The sequence below is a fragment of the Archangium gephyra genome (genome assembly GCF_042230915.1).
In the GTDB taxonomy this organism is placed as follows: Bacteria; Myxococcota; Myxococcia; order Myxococcales; family Myxococcaceae; genus Archangium; species Archangium gephyra_B.
The window spans coordinates 1939266-1960461 of sequence record NZ_CP102578.1; the positions used below are offsets into that span (position 1 = coordinate 1939266).

The 21196-nt window shown below is 70.7% G+C and carries 10 protein-coding genes; 4 read left to right on the plus strand and 6 right to left on the minus strand.

The genetic code is table 11. From position 1 onward, the window contains the following. The first annotated feature begins 13 nt into the window (after positions 1–13). The gene (locus tag NR798_RS07765) at positions 14–1051 is read left to right on the plus strand and encodes an AraC family transcriptional regulator (RefSeq protein ID WP_375770791.1); all 1038 of its coding nucleotides are present in this window, start codon (positions 14–16) and stop codon (positions 1049–1051) included. On the opposite strand, the gene NR798_RS07770 is transcribed toward NR798_RS07765, so the two are convergent. Together NR798_RS07770 and NR798_RS07775 are read right to left on the minus strand one after the other, a co-directional pair. Then, positions 1041–4259 carry a PAS domain S-box protein gene (locus NR798_RS07770; RefSeq protein ID WP_375770792.1) on the minus strand — a complete coding sequence of 1073 codons (3219 nt, stop codon included), beginning with the start codon at positions 4257–4259 and terminating at the stop codon, positions 1041–1043. The two genes, NR798_RS07765 and NR798_RS07770, sit on opposite strands and share 11 nt — an antisense overlap. 240 nt (positions 4260–4499) lie before the next feature. After that, positions 4500–7412 (minus strand): PAS domain S-box protein, encoded by a 2913-nt coding sequence (locus NR798_RS07775; RefSeq protein ID WP_375770793.1) that lies wholly within the window; start codon positions 7410–7412, stop codon positions 4500–4502. Between the two features lie 276 nt (positions 7413–7688). On the opposite strand from NR798_RS07775, the gene NR798_RS07780 reads away from it, so the two are divergent. Further along, a complete protein-coding gene (locus tag NR798_RS07780) occupies positions 7689–12593 on the plus strand; it encodes a hypothetical protein (RefSeq protein ID WP_375770794.1) in 4905 nt (1634 codons plus the stop codon). Between the two features lie 15 nt (positions 12594–12608). On the opposite strand, the gene NR798_RS07785 is transcribed toward NR798_RS07780, so the two are convergent. After that, on the minus strand, positions 12609–14171 hold the full coding sequence (locus tag NR798_RS07785) for a PAS domain S-box protein (RefSeq protein ID WP_375770795.1): 1563 nt from the start codon (positions 14169–14171) through the stop codon (positions 12609–12611). Between the two features lie 117 nt (positions 14172–14288). Between NR798_RS07785 and NR798_RS07790 the strand changes: the two genes are divergently transcribed. Beyond that, on the plus strand, positions 14289–15815 hold the full coding sequence (locus NR798_RS07790) for an ATP-binding protein (RefSeq protein ID WP_375770796.1): 1527 nt from the start codon (positions 14289–14291) through the stop codon (positions 15813–15815). A gap of 230 nt (positions 15816–16045) precedes the next feature. Then, positions 16046–16696, plus strand: a complete 651-nt coding sequence (gene hpf / locus NR798_RS07795) for a ribosome hibernation-promoting factor, HPF/YfiA family (RefSeq protein WP_375770797.1) — start codon at positions 16046–16048, stop codon at positions 16694–16696. Between the two features lie 34 nt (positions 16697–16730). Here the strand turns inward: hpf and NR798_RS07800 are convergent, their stop codons facing one another. From NR798_RS07800 to NR798_RS07810, 3 genes are all read right to left on the minus strand, one after another. Then, positions 16731–18527, minus strand: a complete 1797-nt coding sequence (locus NR798_RS07800; protein WP_375770798.1) for a glycoside hydrolase family 3 protein — start codon at positions 18525–18527, stop codon at positions 16731–16733. A gap of 74 nt (positions 18528–18601) precedes the next feature. Next, positions 18602–19336, minus strand: coding sequence for an immunity 52 family protein (locus tag NR798_RS07805; RefSeq protein WP_375770799.1), 735 nt, complete (start codon positions 19334–19336; stop codon positions 18602–18604). A gap of 15 nt (positions 19337–19351) precedes the next feature. After that, entirely contained in the window at positions 19352–20881 is a 1530-nt protein-coding gene (locus NR798_RS07810) for a Tox-REase-5 domain-containing protein (protein ID WP_375770800.1), read from the minus strand. Positions 20882–21196 lie beyond the last annotated feature (315 nt).

A 21196-nucleotide genomic window follows, 5' to 3' on the forward strand; every position in this document is an offset into this window, starting at 1 on the left:
TAATCCGTCCCCCGTGGCGCGCGCGCGCAAAGAGACTCCCTTCCGGTCCGGGCTGGTGCCGGCGCTCGTCCGCTTCGTGCGCGCGCACGGCGGGGACGCGGAGCTGCTCGTGCGCCGCTTCGGCCTGCCGGCGGGGGTGGAGGCGCACGCGGACACGCCCATCACCGCCGTGGACTTCGGCCGGCTGCTGGAGGCGGCCGCGGGCGAGCTGGATGACCCCTTCCTCTCCCTGCGGCTGCCCGCGGAGCTGGAGCCGCGGGGCTACGGGCTGGGCGAGCTGGCGGTGCGCGCGAGCCCCACGGTGCGCGAGGCGCTGCAGCGGATGGTGCGCTATGCCCCGTTGGAGAACGGCGGGTTCGTGCTCGCGCTGGAGGAGCGGGGAGACGCGGTGGCCTTCACCTGCCGCGTGGCCGGACACCCCCGGGGCCTCGGCCGGCATGCGCACGAGTACGTGCTCGCCTCGGTGCTCACGCACGCGCGCACGCTGACGGGCCTGCCCGTGGTGCCGCGGGCGGTGTGGTTCATCCACGCGCGCCCGAGGCTCGTGGATGCCGCGCACCGCTTCTTCGGCACGGAGGAGCTCGACTTCGGCCGCGCCGACAACGGGCTGCTGTTCGACGCGGCGTGGATGGAGACGCAGCTGACCACGGCGGACCCGCGCCTGCTGGTGACGGCCGAGCAGCTCGCCGACTCGGCGCTGCGTGCGCGCGCCCCCGCGGAGGACTTCACCGCGACGGTGGCCGCGCGCATCGAGGAGGCGCTGGGCTCCGGGGCGGGCGCGGAGGACATCGCCGCGCGGCTGCACATGAGCAAGCGTACGCTCCAGCGGCGGCTGGAGGAGGGCGGCCTCTCCTTCCAGGAGCTGGTGGACCGGGTGCGCGCGGAGAAGGCGCGGGCGCTCGTGCGCGACGAGCACCTGGCGCTGGCGGACGTGGCCTTCCGGTTGGGCTTCTCGGACGTGAGCAGCTTCAGCCGCTCGTTCCGGCGCTGGACGGGCGTGTCTCCCGGCCGCTACCGGCTGCTGAAGCAGCCCGAGTCCTTCACGCCCTGACGCTCGGGCGGCGCGAGACCACGTTCCGTTCCGGGCCCCCGAGCTTCAGCGGGTTGACGTCCGGGAACACCGGCAGCTCGACGAAGAACGCCGCGCCCCGGCCAGGGCCCTCGCTCTCCACCCAGATGCGGCCGCCGTGCGCCTCCACGATCTGCCGGCTGATGAAGAGCCCCAGGCCGAGCCCCGACACGTCGCTCGCGGAGATGGCCCGCTCGAAGCGGTTGAAGATGCGCTCCTGGTTCTCCTTCGCGATGCCGAGCCCCTGGTCCTCCACGCTCAGCAGGATGCGCCCGTCCCGGGACCGCAGCTTCACGGCCACCGGCTTGTGGTTGCCATAGCGCATGGCGTTGGTGAGCAGGTTCGTCACCACCTGCTCGATGCGGAAGCGGTCCCACTCCGCCTCGAGCCGCTCCGGCGCCTCCAGCGTGGCGGGAGTGCGGGCCTCGGCCAGATGCGGGCCCAGCCGCTCCAGCACCTCGCGAATGAGCTCGACGGCGTCCACCGGGCCCGGCTCGAGGGCCAGGTGTCCCGTCTGGATGCGCGCGATGTCGAGCATGTCGCCCACCAGCCGCGTGAGCCGCGCGAGCTGGTGGTTCGACTGCTCCACGAGCTTGCCCACCCACTGCGGCTCATAGACGCCCGGATCTCCCCGCTCGATGCGGCGCCGGGTCATCTGCATCTGCAGCTTCAGCGACGTGAGGGGAGTCCTCAGCTCATGGCTCGCGATGGAGAGGAACTCGTCGCGCGTCCGCAGGGCCTCCTTGAGCTGCTCCTCGGCCTCGAGCTGCTCGGTGATGTCCGTGTTCGTGCCGAACCAGCCGCGCACCTGGCCCCTGGCGTCACGGATGGGGTTGGCACGGGAGAGGAACCAGCGGTACTCCCCCGTCTTGCCGCGCAGCGGGAACGTGTCTTCCCAGATCTCGCCCGCGGCGACGTGCTGGATGAAGCGCTCGGTGACGCGCTGCACGTGGTCCGGGTGGTGGACCTTCTGCCAGCCCCAACCCTGCATCTCCTCGTGCGTCGTGCCCGTGTAGTCGAACCAGCGCTGGTTGTACCAGAAGATGGCGCCCGTCTCGTCCGTCATCCAGGCGAGCTGGGACATGTTGTCGGCGAGCGCCTCGAAGCGCTCCTTGCTCTGGCGCAGGGCGGCTTCGGTCCGGCGGCGCTCGGTCAGGTCCAGCATCGAGCCAATCATGCGGACCGCCTTGCCGGAGGCGTCCCGGCCAATGTGCCCGCGATCCAGGAAGGCGGCGTAGGAGCCATCGCTCCTGCGGAAGCGGTACTCGTCGCTCCAGCTGTCCTGGCCACCGTCGATCGCCGCGTGGATGCCCGTGACCACCCGGTCGCGGTCCTCCGGATGGATGCGGCTGTACCAGCCGTCGATGGCGGTGCCGAGCTCCTCGGGAGTACAGCCGAAATGCACGCGCACCGCGTCGTTCCAGTCGAGCCGGTTCGTCGTGAGATCCCAGTCCCAGATGACGTCGTTGGTGGCGCGGCTGACGAGCCGGTGCCGCTCCTCGTTCCGCCGGACGGCGGCCTCGGCCTGGACGCGGGCCGTGATGTCCATCTGCGCGACCACTGCCCCGAGGATTCGTCCCTCCGCATCCCGCACGGGCGCGGCGGAGTTCAGGATGGTGCGGCGGGTCCCCGGCGCGTCGAACGGTTCGATTTCCACGAGGTCGCCGGGGACGAGCGCTCCAGCCAGGGCCCGGGCCATTGCCCACTCCTCCGGCCCCAGGCGGCGCCCGTGCCGCTCCGAACCGTCGGCCCACCAGCCCTTCCACTCGCGGTACTCGTCCACGCTTTCAGACGTGGGGGCGGGCCCCCACACGCGTGCATTGGCGGAGTTCATCCGCAGGAGCTTGCCGCCCGCAGCGGCCACGATGATGCCCGTGGGCGCCGCTTCGAGCACGGCGTCGAGCAGGCGGCTCTCGGCCTCGGCTCGGGCGGCGGCCTGATGCGCGCGGGCCTCGCTCTCGCGCAGCGCCTGCTCGGTCCGTTTGCGCTCGGTGATGTCCTTGAAGACGAGCGCGACCTGCCGGGCCTCCGGTTCGCCCGCTCGGGAGGCGTACACCTCGAACCAGCGGTTCATCGCCGGGGCGTGGTTCTCGAAGCGGAGGACCTCGCCGGTGAGCGCCACGTTGCCGTAGAGCCTGAACCAGGACTCGTCGAGCTCCGGAACGAGCTCCCGGGCCGTCTTGCCGGTGGCGTTCGCGAGCCCCGTATGGCTCTCGAAGGAGGCGTTCGTCTCGAGGAACCGGTAATCGACGGGCTTGCCGTGCTCGTCGAAGAGCATCTGCACGAGGCTGAAGCCTTCATCGATGGACTCGAAGAGCGTCCGGTAGCGCCGTTGCGAAGCACGCAGCGCCTGCTCGGCGCGGACGTGGTCCGTGAGATCCCGGGTGATGACGATGGCGAGCACCTGCCTTCCCTCCTCATCCCGGACGGGCTCGCCGCTGAACTGGATGTGCCACTGCTGCCCGGTATCCCGCCGCCGGGCGCGGAGTTGCAACTGGGGGAGGGTCTCTCCCCGCAGCACCCGCGAGACCGGCCACTCCGCCACCGGAAGAGGCCGCCCGTCTTCGGAGGAGAGCTCGTAGAGCTCCGCGAAGAACGGGAGATCGCGCTTCATCTCCGCGGCGTTCGCGAAGCCGTTGATCCGTGCCTCCGCCTCGTTGAGGAGGACCACGTTCCCGTCCATGTCGAAGACGACCACGCCGTCGGAGAGCGCGTTGAGCACCGCCTCGAGCTGAGCCCGGCTGCTCCCGGTGGGCTCCCGTGCCGGGTTCCGCGCCATCCGCCAGGGCGTGAAGCGATCCACGGCGTTCTCGATGGCCTGGGTCAGGGCCCGCGCGTTCAGCGAGCCCCGCTCGATGACCTCCATGGCGCCCGCCCGCAGTGCCGCGCGTGCTGTCTCGCGCCCCTCGGCACCGGTGGCCGGAAGGATGACGACCGGGCAGGGCGGCACGGGACGGCCCACCCGGAGCGCTGCCAGCACTTCCAGCGCATCCAGGCCAGGCGGCTCATGAGCGAGGAGCACGCAGTCAGGTGCCAGGCCTCCACCGTTCAGCGCGTGCACCCCGGCCGTGCCGGTCTCGAATTCGACGAGCTCGTATCGGCTGCCGGCGCCCTGCTCCAGCAGTGGGCGAAGCTCGGCGCGCAGCCCGTGACTGGCGATGATCAACAGCTTGCGGTTCTGCCCGCTCACGTCGATGGCCTCTCCAGAGATGGCGTTTTCATCCCAGCATGTCTCCCGTGGGCTGGCGTCATCACTGGCTGCTCGAACGCTTCACGGCCGGGCAACAGGAGCAGCTTGCACGACGGTACTCGGAGAACCTGGGATGCGGTGAGTGAAGTGAACACCCGTGGCTCGAAAATGGATGCGGCCATCCCGCACGGGGGGGTGCTTCTGGCACTCCCTCGCCTCCCTGCTCGCAGGGGAGGGATTCTACCGTTGCTGGCGCAGCAGCGTGGCCACCACCCAGAGCAGCTCCGCGGGCTCGAGCGGCTTGGCCACGTGCGAGTCGAAGCCCGCCCGGAGCGCGGCGGCCTGGTCCTCCTGGCGGGCATAGGCGGTGAGCGCCACGGCGGGCACCCGTCCGGCCTGCTCGGGGGGGCGGGTGCGCACCTCGCGGATGAGGGCGTAGCCATCCATCCCCGGCATGCCGATGTCCGAGATGATCAACTCCGGTGGCTCCCGGCTCAGCAGCGCGAGGGCCTCGGCCGCGTTGGCCGCGATGGCGACCCGGGCCTTGCCCTCCTGCAGCAGCGTGGCCACCAGCTCGCGCGTGTCCTTATCGTCGTCGACCACCAGGATGCGGCGCCCGTCGAGCGCCTTCGGGTAGTCGGCGGGGAGCTGGGGCGGGTGCTGGGGGAGCACGCGCGCCGGCTCGGCCGTGTCCGTGCGGGGCGCCACCAGCGGCAGCAGGACGGTGAAGGTGGCTCCCTGTCCCTTGCCCGCGCTCTGGGCCTCGACCGTGCCGCCGTGCAGCTCCACCAGGTGGCGCACGATGGCCAGCCCCAGCCCCAGCCCGCCGTGGCGGCGCGTGGAGGAGGCGTCCGCCTGGGTGAAGCGCTCGAAGAGGTGGGGCAGGAAGCCCGGGGCGATTCCATCGCCGGTGTCCCGCACCTGGATCTCCACGTGCGAGGGGCGCCAGCCGAGTGACACCGTCACGCTCCCCTCCTGGGGCGTGAACTTCACCGCGTTGGAGAGCAGGTTCCACACCACCTGCTGCAGCCGGTCCGGGTCTCCCAGCACTTGGACCGTCTGGGGCACCAGGGACACCTGGAGGAGGATGCCCCGGGCCTCGGCCGCCGGGCGCACCACGTCCACGGCGCTCTCGATGACCTTCTCCAGGTGGGTGGGGCGCACGTCCAGCCGCAGCCTGCCGCTGACGATCCGGTTGACGTCCAGCAGGTCCTCGACGAGCTGGGTCTGCGCCCGGGCGTTGCGCTCGATGGTCTCCAGGGCCCGATCGCGCTTGTCCTGCGGCAGCTGCCGCGTGCGGAGGATCTGCACCCAGCCGAGGATGGCCGTCAGCGGCGTGCGCAGCTCGTGGGAGAGCACCCCGAGGAACTCGTCCTTGAGGCGGCTGGCCTGCTCGGCGCGCTGGCGCTCCATCTCGGCGGCCTCGTACAGGCGCGCGCGCTCCAGGGCCTGGCCGCACTGTTGCGCGAGCATCTGGAGGAACTGCAGCTCCTCGGGGACACAGACGCGCGGGTCGGGGTAGCTGAGCACGAGCGCGCCGACGGACTGGCCATGCACCCACATGGGGAACACCGCGACCGCATGGTCGTTGCGCGGGGAGCGCAGGGCGACGAGCTCCGGGTACTTCGCGGTCAGGTCCGCGATGGAACGGAACCAGAGCTCCCGGCCCGTGCGCACCGCGTCCAGGACGGGGTTGTTCGCCCCGGGAGCCAGGTCGCGCACGTGGCGCACGAAGTTCTCCGGGTACCCCACGTCATGGAGGCTCTCCAGCGAGCCGTCCGCGCGCTGGCGGTAGACGGCGCCCGCCTCGGCCCCCATGCCGCCCACCGCCACGGAGAGGACGGTCTGGGCCACGTCGGCCGGGGTGAGGGCCTGCGACAGGGCGGAGGTGACGACCTGCAGGCGCGCGGCATGCTCCTCGGCCTGACGGGCCTCGGTGATGTTGTCGAAGACCATCACCGCGGCGATCGTCCGGCTGCGCTCGTCGCGGATGGGGGCGCAGTTGACCTTGACGAAGCGGTTGTCCTTGTCCGGCCGGCGCAGCCACAGCACCTCGCCGCGCACCACCTCGCCGTGCAGCACGCTGCGCGCCAGCGGCAGCTCCTCGGGCGCGTACGGGGTGCCATCCAGCCGGTGCTGGTGGTAGGCCGCGTAGCCCGGCACGTCCGGCGAGCGGATGAGCGGGTGGCCCCAGATGGCCTCCGCCTGGGCGTTGGCGTACGTCAGCTCTCCCTGCGGCCCCGCCAGCAGGAAGCCCGAGGGCATCTGCTCGAGGATGGCCGAGAGCAGCCGCTCATTGGTCTCCAGCTCCGCGAGCAGCCGGTCGCGCTCCGCCTCGGCGGCCTTCCGCTCGGAGATGTCCGTGTTGGTGCCCACCCACTCGCGCACGCCGCCGTCCAGGTTGAACACGGGCACGGCGCGCGACACCACCCAGCGCCAGCTCCCGTTGGCGTGGCGCAGCCGGTACTCGTGGGCGAAGGGCGTCTTCGTGGTGACGGCGTGCTTCCACGCCTCGCGCGCCGCGGGCGAGTCCTCGGGGTGGATGGCCTCCAGCCAGGAGGTGCCATCCAGCCACTGCTCGAGCGTGAGGCCCGTGAAGGCCCGCCACGTGGGCGCGTCCTCCACCGGAAGCCCCTGGGCGTTGGTGGTCCAGATGGCCGACGCGGACGTCTGCACCAGCGAGCGGAAGCGCTCCTCGCTCTCGTTGAGGTTCTCGTTGAGGTTCTCGTTGAGGTTCTCGTTGAGCGCCGCCTCGGTGTGCTCGGTGCCGGGCCGCCCGGTGATGTCCTCGGCGAGGAAGAGCCACTCCACCAGCCGCCCCGTCTCGTCCTTCACCGGCAGCACCCGCGCGTGCACGTCGCGCCAGACGCCATCCTCCCGGCGCACGCGGCAGGTGAAGTCCCCGCCGTTGGAGCGGCCGGGCGCGAGCAGGGCGCCTTCGGGATCCAACGGGCCCCGGTCCTCGGGATGGATGGCGTGCTGCCAGTGCCAGCCCATCAGCTGGGCGGAGGACTGGCCGGTGAAGGCGGCCCAGGAGGGCGAGGGTTCCTGCATTCTTCCCGCCTCGTCCACGACCCAGACGAGCCGGGAGGCATCCGCCATCAATGCACGGATGCGCAGGGTGTCACGCGCGGGGAGCGCCAGAGCGAGCATGAACAGGTCTCCTGAAGCGTCGGTCCGCCCACGTCAATCCCCCGGGCGGAGGGAAGTCCTCACCGATCCGGGCCCATTATGACCTCAATTCGCTCCGGTTTGATGTCACGGCATATTTACCCTGGGGTTGCGCGTGGGGTGTCAGGGCCGCGGGCTCTGCTGAAGGGGGGCGCGTGTTGGCGCCGCCTCGGCGAAACAGCCCGCCACGTCGACTCTGTCCGGATGAGAGGATGAGGGGAGTCCGTGGGGGGAGGCCGTCTTCTGGGAGCCTGGAATATGCGCATCGATTTCGACACCGTGGGACGTGCGAGCAAGCGGTGGTTCACCCGTCGCGTGGGATTGGCGGCGGGGCTGGTGGTGGCGGGAGCCGCGGGGCTGCTGGCCCTGCCGGGCCGCTCCGGCAGCGTGCCGGTGCCCGGGAAGGCCGCGTGCTGCACGGGCGCGGCCTCGCTGGGTGACACGATGATCAACGCCTCGGGAGGAGGCGACAAGGAGTTCTTCGAGGTGCCCGGCAGCCCGCCGGGCGCGCTCTTCCTGGTGGGCAACAACGCGTCCATGCAGGAGTACGCGCAGTACCTGCCCGAGGTGGGGGACACCTCGAAGCCGGGCTGCACGGACGCGGCGCTGGTGGAGGCGATGAAGTGGTTCGACCGTGGCAGCGCGGACCCCGCGCTCAACGGCTCCATTCCGTTCGACGCGGACCCGGACTTCTCCACGACGGAGACGCACTTCTTCGATCCGGACAAGTACTACCACTCGCGCGGGCGGCGCCTGGCGTGGCAGGTGGAGGACGGCCCGTACTCGCTCGCGGTGGACATGCGGAGCATGGTGGGCTTCACGGACACGATGGCGATGTGCGGCAACGCCCTGGACTGGAGCGAGCCGTGGGGCTCGCCCGTGTACGCGGAGTGCCAGAAGTGCCTGACGGAGAAGGGTTGGTGGCGCGGCCCGCTGGCGAGCACGCCCACGGCGCCTGCTGGCGAGACGCTTCCGGTGGAGGCGCTGCGCAAGTGGGTGCTGAGCGGCCGCGTGCTCAACGTGCGCCCGCCGAAGTTCGTGGTGGCGCGCAAGGTGCTCAAGGACGTGGTCTCCACGGCGGTGGATCTGCGCATGGGCGTGGCCACGTTCGGCCCGGACCATGGCTGGTTCGATCCGCCGGTGTTGCTGCGGCCGCTGAAGCCCTCGTGCGACAAGTCCCTGCCGGTGCTGGACGAGACGGCGCTGGGGCGGGCGGAGCTGCGCAAGGCGATCAACTCCATCTCCTTCCGCAACGACGAGCGCTCCATCGGCGAGGCGCTCTTCGGACTGGGCGGGTACTTCTCCTCGCAGAAGGTGGATGGCCGGTGGGAGAAGTGGTTCACCAACCCCATCAGCCCGGGCTGGGGCTGGCCGGGGTGCTGCAATGGCGGCACGGTGGATGATCCGCTCACGGGCAAGGATGGCGAGCCGTGGGGCGCGCAGTCGCCCGACGAGTGGCTCAAGGACACGCAGCCGTGGGAGGGCGCGAGCACGGATCGCTCCGTGTGCTCGGCGTGCCAGGCCAGCTCCATCATCGTGCTGGCGGATGGCGCGCCCCGGTACGACAACACGGTGCCCATCACGAAGATGATGGAGGTGCTGAAGGCGCGGGGCGCGAAGCACGCGGACGGCACGCCGCTCACGTTCGACCCGAGCAGCCCGGAGACGAACCCGGCGCCGGGTGGGGTGAACTACTGCGACGAGTTCGGCGTGACGAAGGAGGCCTGCGACTACGCCAACTGGCCCACGGGGCTGGCGAAGACGAACAAGAACTTCATGGACGACGTGGCCTTCTTCCTGGCCAACGCGGACCTGCGCGATGACCTCGCCGGAGACCAGTCGGTGCGCACGTACACCATCGGTTACGGTGACAACAGCCCGATGCTCCAGAGCATCGCGAAGGCGGGCAAGGGCCGCTTCTTCCGCGCCGATGACGCGGACGATCTGCGCGACGCCCTCATGGCCGCGCTCGGGGATGTGAAGGAGGTCTCCACCGCGTTCGCCTCCGCGAGTGTCGCGAGCGTGCAGGCGGGAGGCGCGCAGTCCTCGTACGTGCCGCGCTTCAACCCGCGCCGGGGCCGCCCCTACGAGGGCCACCTCTACCGCTTCTTCTTCTTCAGCGAGTTCTCGCAGGGCTGCCAGCTGGCGCTGGCCCGGAGCCCGGCGGGAGACCCGCGCGATCTCAACGGAGACAAGGACTGCGACGACTCCTTCTTCCTCGACAAGCCGGCGGGCTTCACGCCGGCGCCGGGCGCGGTGGTGGACCCCACGAGCTTCACGCGCGCCAACATCGTCCAGGAGAACACCGAGGGCGTCTGGGTGAAGGTGCAGACGGCCACGCTCGGCGGTGACGGCCGGCTGGTGGGCGGTACGCCGGCACAGCCCTTCTGGGACCTGGCGGAGACGCTCGGCCAGCGCAGCGCGAGTGCGCCGTGCGACCCGTCCAACCCGCTCGACCCCACGGGAGGCCGCTGCCTCTTCACGCTGGTGGACCGCGACAAGGACGGCCGCTTCACGGAGGCGGACAACCCGCCCATGCCCTTCGACGTGGCCCATCGCGCCGAGCTGGAGGAGTACCTGCTGGCGGCGGGGGACGGCTTCTGCGCCGGTGCCTTCGCGAAGCTGAAGAAGGCCTGGACGGGCACGGCCGCGCAGCGGGCCGAGTGCGTGGACACGCTCATCCGCTTCGTGCGCGGCGTGGACGTGTTCGACTACGACGGAGACCTGCTCACGGACGAGGACCGGCCGTGCTCGGGCAGCACGTCGCGCTCGTGCAAGCTCGCGGACATCTTCCACTCCACGCCGGTGACGGTGGACCCGCCCATCGAGCCCTTCCTGTGCACGCTGGGGCTGAGCGGGCAGTGCCTGTCCACGCTCTACGAGGACTTCACCGCCTCGGTGTCTTCGGAGACGTCCTGCGCCACGCCGGCCGCGGGCAAGCCCTGCTACGCGCCCACGCCGATGGATCCGCCGCGCGGCTCCAGCGCCAACCGCTTCGGGGCGTATGACGTGTTCCGCAAGGCGAACGCGAAGCGCGAGCGCATCGTGCTGGTGGGCTCCAACGGCGGCATGCTGCACGCCGTGCACGCGGGCACGTCGCTCGACCGGGACAAGAAGAGCGCCATCGACGACGTGCACGACCTGGGCACCGGCCAGGAGCTGTGGGGCTTCATCCCGCCGGACCTGCTGCCCAAGCTGGGTCTGATGATGAACGGCCACGAGTACTTCGTGGACGGCACGGCGATGGTGCGCGACGTCTGGGCGGACGGCTCCGCGAGCAGCACGGGCACGGACAACGGCGTGAAGGAGGCGGGCGAGTTCCACACGCTCGCCATCCTCACGGAGCGCTCGGGTGGCCAGCGCTTCGTCGCGCTGGACATGACGAACCCGCGCGAGATGTTGAAGCCGGACGGCAAGCCCTTCCGCTGGATGTTCCCCAACGCGTGCGAGCCGGAGGCGGCCATGGTGGGCCAGTCGTGGGCGAACTTCGCGCCCAAGCCGCCGCCCATCGGTCCGGTGCGGCTCGCCAAGGGCAACGCGCGCGGCTGGGAGGAGCGCTGGGTGGCGGTGCTCAACGGCGGTTACAGCGCGGACCTCTCGCGGGGCCGCGGGGTGTACATGCTGGATGCGTGGACGGGCGGCAGGCTGTGGTCCGCGGAGGCGCGGCCCGGTGCCTCCTCGGCGGATGCGTACTCGAGCGGGGTGCTCGACCGGATGCTGCCCATCGCGGCCGCGCCGGCGCTGGTGGACATCGGCAACGCGGAGAACGTGCAGATGGACCTGGATGGCTTCTTCGACACGCTCGTCGTCGGTGACATGGGCGGCCAGGTGTGGACGTTCCGCTTCCACGAGCCGGGCGTGCCGGGCGCGGATGGCCAGGTGGGCAACTGGTTCGGCGCGCGCTCGCTGGAGATGGCGCGCGGCAAGGCGTTCGAGAAGCAGCCCTTCTTCCACCTCGCCTCCACCGTGCGGCAGCCGGAGACGGGCTGGCTGCGCGCCTTCCTGGGCACGGGAGACCGGCGGAACCTGCGCTCCAAGGAGGGAACGAACTGCGGTCCGGATGACTTGCTGGCCTGCGTGCGGATGAAGTGCGACGTGGAGGCGGAGCTCACCGCCGACATCAACGGCCTGTTGCGCACGTCCGTCATCGAGTACGACAACGGCGTGCTGGTGAAGGACACCGGGGCCTTCTCGGGCTCGGCGTCGCCGGTGTGCTCGTCCGCGCGGATGGAGCTCACCCGCTTGCGCATCCGGTGTGACAAGGGCACGGCGCTCGGCAGCGGCTCCTACTACTTCCCCGCGCTGGGCGAGACGGCGCCCGCGAGCACCGACGCCGAGTGCGCGAAGGCGGGCGGCGAGTGGGCGTGCTCGCTGGCCTCGCTCCCCGCGGACTCGCACGGAGACCTGAACCTGGGCGCGGACGCAGGCAAGGTGCCGCACAACCGCTACTTCGGCTTCCACGCGTATGGAGGCTGGCAGCGCCACTTCGAGAGCGCCACCGACGCCATCGCGTTCGACCACAAGCGCGTGACGGACACGGCCTTCGACTGCGGCGCGGGTGTCGACTGCTCGCTGGTGGATGTCACCATCCCGGACAGCGCGTATGCGACGTACCTGCACCCGGAGCTGGGCACCCTGCGCTACGTCCCCACGAGCACGATGGCGTCGCTCCCGCGGGGCACGATGGAGGGGCCGGGCTGGTTCCTGCGGTATGGCGGCTTGCAGGAGAAGACGGCCGCGGGCTCGGCCGTGCTGGGCGGCATCGTCTTCTGGCCGAGCTTCTCGCCTCCCGCGGGGAGCACCGTCTCCGCCTGCAAGCTGTCGGGCGGAGGCGACCTCAGCCGCTCGTGGCAGGCGGACGTCATCACGGGTCTTCCGGACCAGGCGGAGGGCTTCCGGGTGACGGACAAGGACGGCAACCTGCTCGGGTACATGCCCGCCAAGACGCTGGATGCGTGGGCTCCGCCTCCGGAGCCGGCGGCCGTCGTCTCGGTGTCCTCGACGGGCGGCATCCGCTACGAGGTGGTGATGCCGGGCGTGGGACAGGCGCCTGTCAGCGAGACGTTGCGCGAGCGCAAGAACACCACGCCGGACATCTACTGGCTGGAGGTGCCGCGCAACCTGCACGTGTGCCGGCACGAGGACACGGGCACCTGCCCGTGAGACAGGGACGCCGGGTCAGGCTGTCGAGGGCCCGGCGTCCTCCCCGGCACTCAGGCCGCGCGGAACGCGCACCGTGAAGGTGGTGCCCTCCTCGCGGTGGGAGCACACCTGGATGTCGCCCTGGTGGGCGCGCACGAGGTGCTTCACGATGAACAGCCCCAGGCCGATGCTGCGCTGGGCGCTGTCCATCCCGGCCGCTCCCCGCTGGAGGGGCGCGAAGATGCGCTGCAGGTCCTCGGGAGAGATGGGTGACCCCAGGTTGTGCACGCGCAGTCGCAGGGTGTCCGCGTCGCCCTCGCAGCCCACGGTCACGGGGGTTTCGGACGGGCTGTATTGGAGGGCGTTGCTCAGCAGGTTCGTCAGGACCTGCGCCATGCGGTCGGCGTCCACCAGGCCCTCGCCGTCGCCCGAGCACTCCACCCGCAGCGTACGTCCGGGGTAGGCGAACTGCACTTCCTCCACCACCTGCCGGGTCAGCTCGTGCAGGTCCACAGGCTGGAGGTTGAGGGTGATGCCGCTGCCCATGCTGGCCTGGGTGAAGTCCAGCAAGTCCCTCACCATGCGCGTCATCCGCTCGGCGCTGCTGCGGATGCGCGTGAGCAGGCGCACCTGGGCGGCCGCGTCCCGGCCCTCCTTGCGCAGGCCCGACTCCGCCGCCAGGGTGATGGCGGTGAGCGGGTTGCGCAGGTCGTGGCTGACGATGCCCACGAACTGCTGCGCCAGCTCGGCCCGGCGCAGGGCGTCGGCGCGCAGGTTGCGCAGCTCGGTGATGTCCCGGCTCACCCCGATGAAGCCGGTGGGCGCTCCCTGGGCCGAGCGCATGGGGACGGTGCGGACGTTGATCCACACCTCGCTTCCGTCCTTGCGCCTTCCCAGCCACTCGCCCGTGCGCGCGCCGGTGGCGATGACGTGGGCGAGGCCCTCCGCCAGCTCCTGCTGGGACTGGCTCGGGTAGATGGCCACCAGGGACTGGCCCAGCATCTCCCCGGCCGTGTAGCCGAAGAGCTGCGTGGCTCCCTCGTTCCAGTAGGTGATGACGCCGGACAGGTCCGTGACGATGATGCTGTCCTGCACGTTGGCCAGGATGTCCACCTGCGTGCGCAGCTGGGCGTTGGCGGCCTCCAGGGCGGCGCGGGCCGCGCGCTCGGACTCCAGCAGTTGGGCACGCTCGCGGGCCACCTCGTGCGTGCGCAGCACGGTGCGCAGCGTGGCCACCAACTCCTCGGGCTCCACGGGCGCCACGAGGTAGCCGTCCGCGCCTCCCATCAGCCCCTGCGTCTTGTCCTGGGTGGTGGTGAAGCTGGCGGACATCTGGATGATGGGGATGGAGGCCGTGGCCGGGTCCCCCTTCAGCCTGCGGCTCACCTCGAAGCCCGTCAGGTCCGGCAGGCGCACGTCCAGCAGGAGGACATCGGGCGCCTCCCGGGCGAGCGTGAGAGCATCCGCCGCGTTGGCGGCTTCCCGGGTCCTGAAGCCCGCCAGCTCCAGCGTCCGCGCGAGCATGTACCGCTTGGCTTCATCGTCCTCGACGATGAGCACGACGGGGGAGGGGGGCTGGGGGGATGGGGTCTTTTCCATCTGTGCGCCCTCATACAACAGCGTTGCGCCTGCGTCCCAGCCCACCTGCCGTCCATTCCGCTTCACTCCCCGTGCTCCATTCTTGACGGAGGGGCCCGTGCCAGCGACCGTGTTGGGGTGAGCGCGCCCCCTGTTCCCCGCGCGCCCGGTTCCGGCCAGGCGCCTGCTTCCGATTCCGACGGCTCCGCGCTCCCCGCCGCCGAGCGGCTGCGGCTGTTGCTCGAGCACATGTCCGAGGCCTTCCTCTCGCTGGATGCGCGGGGGCGCGTGCTCGAGTGCAACGCGCGGGCGGTGGCGCTGTTCGGGGTGCCCGCCGAGCGGCTGTGCGGCCAGGAGCCGTGGACGGTGGTGCCCGCGCTGGCCGGCCGGACGCTGCACGGGCGGTTGTTGACGGCGCTCGAGACGCGCCAGCCCGCGCGCTTCCTCGCCTCGCTGCCGCCGCGCTCCTGGGTGGAGGTGTCCGTCGTGCCCGTGCGCGACGAGCTGTGGGTGCTCGCCTCCGACATCACCCAGCGCGAGGAGGCCCAGGCGCTGGTGGAGGAGGCGGAGAAGCGCTTCCGGCTGCTGGGCGAGCGCTTCCAGGTGGCGCTCGACTCCGCGCAGATGGCTGTCTGGGAGACGAACCTCACCACCGGCCAGGTGTTCCGCTCCGAGGGGCATGACCGGCTCTACGGCTACTCCGAGCCCCTCAAGGAGTGGACGCATGAGATGTTCCTGGCCTCGCTCCACCCGGACGACCGGGCGCGGGTGGAGGCGCAGGTCGCGGGCATCTTCTCCACCGACGTGCGGGCCTATACGTCCACCTACCGCACCCGGTGGCCGGACGGCACCTGGCACTGGCTCACCAGCCGCGCCACCGTGATGCGCGATGGCGAGGGCCGCCCCCTGGTGGTGCGCGGCGCCATGCTCGACATCACCGCGTTGAAGGAGACGGAGCTGGCGCTGCAGGAGGCGGTGCGCGTGCGCGACGACTTCCTGTCGCTCGCCAGTCACGAGCTCAAGACGCCGCTCACCGGCCTGTTGCTGCAGATGCAGATGGTGCGGCGGCTGGAGGCGGAGTCGCCCTCCATGTCCCTGGACTCCCCCAAGGTGCGGGCCCGGATGGAGGCCATCGATCGCTCCCTGCGGCGCCTGGGCCTGCTGGTGGACAACCTGCTGGACGTCGGGCGCATGCGCCAGGGCAAGCTGGACTTCCTCTTCACCCAGGGGGACCTGTCGGCGCTGGTGTCCGAACTGGTGGAGCGCACCCGCGACGAGGCACGGCTGGCGGGCGTGGCCCTCACCGCGGAGCTCGCCCCCGAGCTGGTGGGACGCTTCGACCGGCTGCGGCTCGAGCAGGTGGTGACCAACCTGCTGTCCAACGGCCTGCGCCACGGCGGCGGACATCCCATGGACGTGCGGCTGGAGCGGACCTCCGAGGGCGCGCGGCTGGTGGTGCGTGACGAGGGACCCGGCATCCCCGAGGCCGATCGCGAGCGCATCTTCGCGCGCTTCGAGCAGGTGCAGGGCGCGGCGCGCGCGGGCGGCCTGGGCCTCGGCCTCTTCATCGTGCGGCAGATCGTCGAGGGACACCGCGGCCGTGTGCATGTGGAGCCGGGCCCCGGCGGACGGGGCGCGGCCTTCGTGGTCGAGCTCCCTCTGTAACCGGGGCGCGCGTCCACGGATTCCCAGTGCCTTCGCCACCCGCACCGGGCGTCTCAGGAGTCCAGCCGAGCTGGAAAGTCAAGACGACACTGCGAACACTGCCTGTTGAGTGGAGTGCGATCAGCCGTCCTTTCGAGTGGGCGGGTTGCTTTCGTCCCTTCAGAGCGTTTCTGATCTGTACCGGAGTACCAGTCGTCCCACTCCAAGCCCCCCACGGAGGCAATCAACGCATGCAGCTCAACATCACCTTCCGCCAGTTCGGCTCGTCCGATGCCCTCAAGGAGTACGCGAAGGAGAAGGTCGAGCGGGTGAACAAGTACCTGGATAGGGCCGGTGAGGCCCACGTGGTGCTGTCGCTCGAGCGGCACCTGCACCACGCGGAGATCACCATCCACTCCGGCTCCTGGGTGCTGCGCGGCAGGGAGAAGAGCGAGGACATGTACGCGTCCATCGATCTCGCGATGGACAAGATCGAAGCGCAGCTGCGCAAGTACAAGGAGAAGATCAAGAACCACCACGGGCGCGAGCGCGTGCACCACCGCCAGGGGCTGGTGAACCAGCTCAAGGTGCGCCACAAGGTCTTCGAGCTGCCCGAGGAGATGATGGAGGAGGCCGCGCCCCCCGCGCCGTCGGCCCCGAGCACTCCGGCGACCGAGCAGCTCGCGCAGTCCACCACGCGCATCGTGCGCACCTCGGAGATCACCGTGAAGCCCATGCCGGTGGACGAGGCGGTGATGCAGATGAACCTGATGAACCAGGACTTCTACGTCTTCCAGCACGCCACCACGCACGAGGTCTGCGTGCTGTACCGGCGCAAGGAGGATGGGCAGTACGGCCTCATCGCGACGCACGGCTCGGCGCCCGCGCCCACTGCGGGCTGACGCCCGGCACGCGCCGCCGCCCTTCCGCTCCTCATTACTGGAGTGGTGTGGCGGCGGGTGCGGCGGGTGCGGCGGCGGTCCGCCGGGGCACCGGCGAGTCCAGTCCGTGACCGAAGGCGAGCCGGCTCAGTCCCACGGGGAGCCGGCCCGGGGTGCCGATCTCCCCGAAGAGGGCGGCGGCGGCGGCCTCGGTGGCGGCGGGCTGGTACGAGTAGATGGCCAGCACGGCCCGGGCCTCGTCGGCTTGCTCGGCGAGGTAGGGCAGGCCCATGGACACCACCAGCACCGGGCGTCCGGTGGCGGCGGCCATGGTGACGAGCTCGAGCTGGCGTGAGTTGATCATCCCCACCACCACCACGTCCGAGGCGAGCGCCAGGCGGCGGGCCTGCTGCCGGAGGATGGCGCGGCGGGCGTGGGTGGGCCAGGCGGGCACGTCGAGCACCTGGGCGCCCGGCACGCGCTCGAGGATGGCCTCGCCCAGCGAGCGCTCGGGGGTGATGAGGCCCAGGCGCGTCCCGGGCGAGAGCGGGAAGTGCTTGCCGTCGGTGCGCAGCAGGGTGACGGCGGCACGGGCGATGCGGTGGGCCACCTCGGCGTTCTCGGGAGAGGGTGGGGTGGCCAGGCGCTCCTCCAGGCGGGGCTGGGGCTCGAAGAGGCCGCGGCGCAGCTTGGCGGTGAGGATGCGGCGCACGGCCCCGTCCAGCCGCGCCGGGGGAAGCTCTCCGCTCCAGGCCGCGCCCATGAGGGCCTCGTACACCTCCGTCTTCTTCTCCGCGCGCCAGGGGACGAGCACCATGTCCGCGCCGGCCCCCACCGCCATGACGGCGGCCCGGCCCACGCCGTAGCGCTGGGCGATGGCGTCCATCTCCAGCTCGTCGGTGAGCACCAGCCCGTCGAAGCCGAGCCGCTGGCGCAGCAGCCCGTCCAGCACCTGGGGGTGGACGGTGGCGGGCATGTCGTCGCCGGTGAGGCCGGGCACGGCGACGTGGGCCGTCATCAGCCCGTCCAGGCCGTCCTGGATGACGGCGCGGAAGGGCTCCATCTGGGCGAGTACCTCCTCGCGCGACTCGCGCATGACGGGCAGGGCGGTGTGGCTGTCGGCGTCGGTGGAGCCATGGCCGGGGAAGTGCTTGGCGACGGTGACGAGCCCCGCGTCCTGCTGGCCGCGCACGAAGGCACGTCCCAGCTCGGAGACGAGCGGCACCGAGTCCCCATAGGAGCGGATGCCGATGACGGGGTTGCGCGGGTTGAGGTTGACGTCCAGCACGGGCGCCAGGTTCATGTTGAAGCCCAGGCGCTTGAGGTCCTCCCCCTGGGCGAGTCCCGCGGCGTAGGCGAGCTCCGCCGAGCGGGTGGCCCCCAGCGCCATGTTGCCCGGCAGCACCACCACGCCGTCGCGCACGCGCACCACGTTGCCCCCCTCCTGGTCCAGCGCGAGGAAGGGGGGAATGCCGTCGGCGAGCAGCCGGCGCAGGCCGTCGTTGAGCCGGGCCACCTGCTCGCCGGTGGCGATGTTGCGCTTGAAGAGGCACACCCCGCCCACCCGGCGGCCGCGCACCAGCGCCTCCACGGACTCGTCCACCTCGGTGCCGCCAAAGCCCACCATCATCAACTGGCCCACCTTGTCCTCGACGGACAGGCCGGCCATGAGGCGCTCGACGCGGGCTTGGAGCACCTCGTCCGCCGAGGGCGCCACTGGCATGGGCTCTTCCCCGGCGGGGAGCGGGGGCGCGCCGGGCCCGGCGGCCTCGGGGGTGCCCGAGGTGGTGGCACAGGCCCCGAAGCAGAGGACGAGCAGCAGGAGGAGCGCGCGGAGGGGCCGGGGGAACACGGTGGCGCCGCAGCCTAGACGAGCCCCTGGCACCCTCCATTTTCTGGCCGGAGAAGTTGAAGGAGGCCGTTGGCTCAGGGCTTCAAGGGCCGCAGGAGGCCGGCCCTGTCCAGCAGCACGTGAACGCGCTGGGCGAGCTCGACGTGCTCGGGGTTGGCTGGCGTGAGGCGCTCGGGAGTGAGGACGATGAGCGCTCCCTTGTCCTCCACCGGCTCGATGCGCACGGGGGCTGGGAGAGGTGGCACCGTGCCCCGGCTGCGCGGGAAGTACATGATCCAGCCGACGAACGTTCCCGCTCTACCGGTGGGGGTAACCTTTTCACGGAGCATCGATGAGGTGGCGATGGCGGAGTCCGGCTCCCAGGCCAGCACCATGCTCCGTACGAGTCCGGTGAGAACGGGCACGGTCAGTACCCGCTCCGCGTTCGGCCCTCGGGTTGGCAGGTTGCACACACAGACGTTGCTCACCGCTTCGGAGTAGGCGCCGCACGCGAAGTTGAAGCCGCTGTCTTCGTAGTCGACGCACACTCCATTCCACGCCCAGACGGAGTAACCGAGGTCCTCGAATTGCCGATCCCTGCCCCGGCGAATGAGCTTCTCCAACGCCGCGCGAGTGGGCTCGATGGGGCGCTTCAGTGCATCCCTGCGCGACCTGCCCTGTTGGAACCAGCGGGAGAAGGACGGGTCGACCTTCGCCATGGAGGCCAGGAAGATTTCCGCCCGCTGGGCGCACTCCTCTGGCGTCTCCTTCCGCGGTCCCCAATAGGCCCCCGCATAGTACGAGTCGATTCTCTGGAACGTCTCGGGCATGGGCAATGCTTCTTCTTACAAGGGAGGGGTATAGACCACTTCGATTCCCATCACTGTGTTTTGCTCGAACAAGCGTCGGATGGCCTCGGCGGTCTTCTCCTCCGCGATGTGCCACCGGATGGGGATACCTGTCTCCTTGGTGACCCTGAGCTGCCGCTTGGCCTGGTTGACGAGATCCTTCGCGCCCGAGTTCTTGAACCAGGTCTTGGGGTCCAGAGCGTCGAGGAACTTGTTGGCAAAACCGGGCCCCTTGGCTTCCAGCAACACACCGTTCTTGAAGCCGTCGAACCTGACACCTCCGGCCTTGGTGCTCATGCCACCGACCCAGTAGGACTCGTCCGCCGCATGCCCCGTAATCTGCTCCTGGTAGGCGCGGGCTCGTGCGGACATGGCCTCATTGGCGGGGCCCCACTGACCCGGCTCCGGAGCAGGTGAGGGCGTCTGCTCACCCGCGTTGGCCCGCTGGAGGATGATGGCCGCCCCCGGCCCGCCACTCAGCACCGTGGCCACCTTCCCCACCGGCACCGCGATGCGTTCCACCACCAGCGCGCCCTCGGCCGAGAGCGACAGCACCGGCACGGTGGCTTCCGCGCCCTCGAACGCCTGCGCCAGCGTGCGGGTGGTGCCTCCAGCGGCGCCAAAGGTGACGATGAGGTGGGTCGTCAGTTTGGAGAACGCCTTCACCTGCTCGCCCCGTGTCATGTACCGCAAGCGCTCCAGGTACTCGGGAGAGGAGGCGATGAGGGCCGCCACGCCCGCTGGAAGGTGTCGCAGTGCCGCGATGCTGTCCGAGGGGCGGGTCAGCAACTGGCCCATGGCGTGGTACATCTCCACGAAGGACTCCTCCGCCCCGTCCAGCGTACGGCCGACGTAGTCGGCGTCGTCGTACACCTCGGCCAGCGGGGGCCTGCTCATGACGGGACGCAGTTGCGTGTCCGCCTGCCGGAAGACCCACCTGTCTCTGGTGTAGAAGTGGCCCAACTCGAAAGGGCCAGCGCGGAACGCATTGTCCTTCCACTCCACCGGGCCCACCTTCTGCTGCGTGCGTCCGTTGAGTGTCCACGCGAGGTAGCCGTCCGGCCGCAGCACGGCCACGGTGTTGAATCGCTTCACCCGGCGCAGCAACTCCTCACGGGAGACTTCCCCGCCCTCCAGGACCTCGCGCAGCAGGTGGCCCACGGCCATACGTGGCGGGAACGAGCCCAGGGTCACCGGCTTACGCAGCAGGATGGCAAGCACCCGGGCCGCCTCCGGGGGCGTGAGGGGCGAACCTCGCGGGGGTAGATCGTTGAAGTTGTCCAGGCCCGCGAGCGCCAGCAACTGCTCGAAGGTGTCCACCTGCACGGCACCGCTTGTCACCGTGCGCACGGCCATTCCTGGTGGGCTCGCCAGGGCCACCTCGGTGCCTGGTACATACTCACCCCGGCGCTGGTACAGCCGCGCTGACTCGTGCGGGCCATGCGCCAGGGGAAATCCATGGCCGGGGGTTGGTGCCACCGAGGCGCAGGCGGTGGCCAGCACGGCGGCGCCCAGCAGTAGGGTCATCCACCTCCACACCAGTTCAGCGGACAGGGTGCACCTCCAGCAGGTGCGGCATTCTGCCCACAGCCGGGAACAGACGTGTGTTGCCCTGGCCACCGGCTTCAGCACGCAGGAGGCGACAGGGAGACTCTACCTCGGGAGTCTGGCGGCGCGCATGACCTGTCGCCTCTCCTGCTCCGCCCGGACATGGCGGCACACCCACGGCCCGGCCCTCGTCCCGGCGACCCGGAGTGAAAACCCCGCGGCGGCTCGCGGGCGCCCCGGTCCCTTCGGCTACCGTGCAGATGGCGGATGAATCCACCTGGATGAGGACAAGGC

Coding starts and splice junctions, on each gene's coding strand:
- NR798_RS07775 (WP_375770793.1), bottom strand. CDS start 7,412: ATGCTCGCTCTGGCGCTCCCCGCGCGTGACACCCTGCGCATCCGTGCA.
- NR798_RS07780 (WP_375770794.1), top strand. CDS start 7,689: ATGCGCATCGATTTCGACACCGTGGGACGTGCGAGCAAGCGGTGGTTC.
- NR798_RS07785 (WP_375770795.1), bottom strand. CDS start 14,171: ATGGAAAAGACCCCATCCCCCCAGCCCCCCTCCCCCGTCGTGCTCATC.
- hpf (WP_375770797.1), top strand. CDS start 16,046: ATGCAGCTCAACATCACCTTCCGCCAGTTCGGCTCGTCCGATGCCCTC.
- NR798_RS07805 (WP_375770799.1), bottom strand. CDS start 19,336: ATGCCCGAGACGTTCCAGAGAATCGACTCGTACTATGCGGGGGCCTAT.
- NR798_RS07810 (WP_375770800.1), bottom strand. CDS start 20,881: ATGACCCTACTGCTGGGCGCCGCCGTGCTGGCCACCGCCTGCGCCTCG.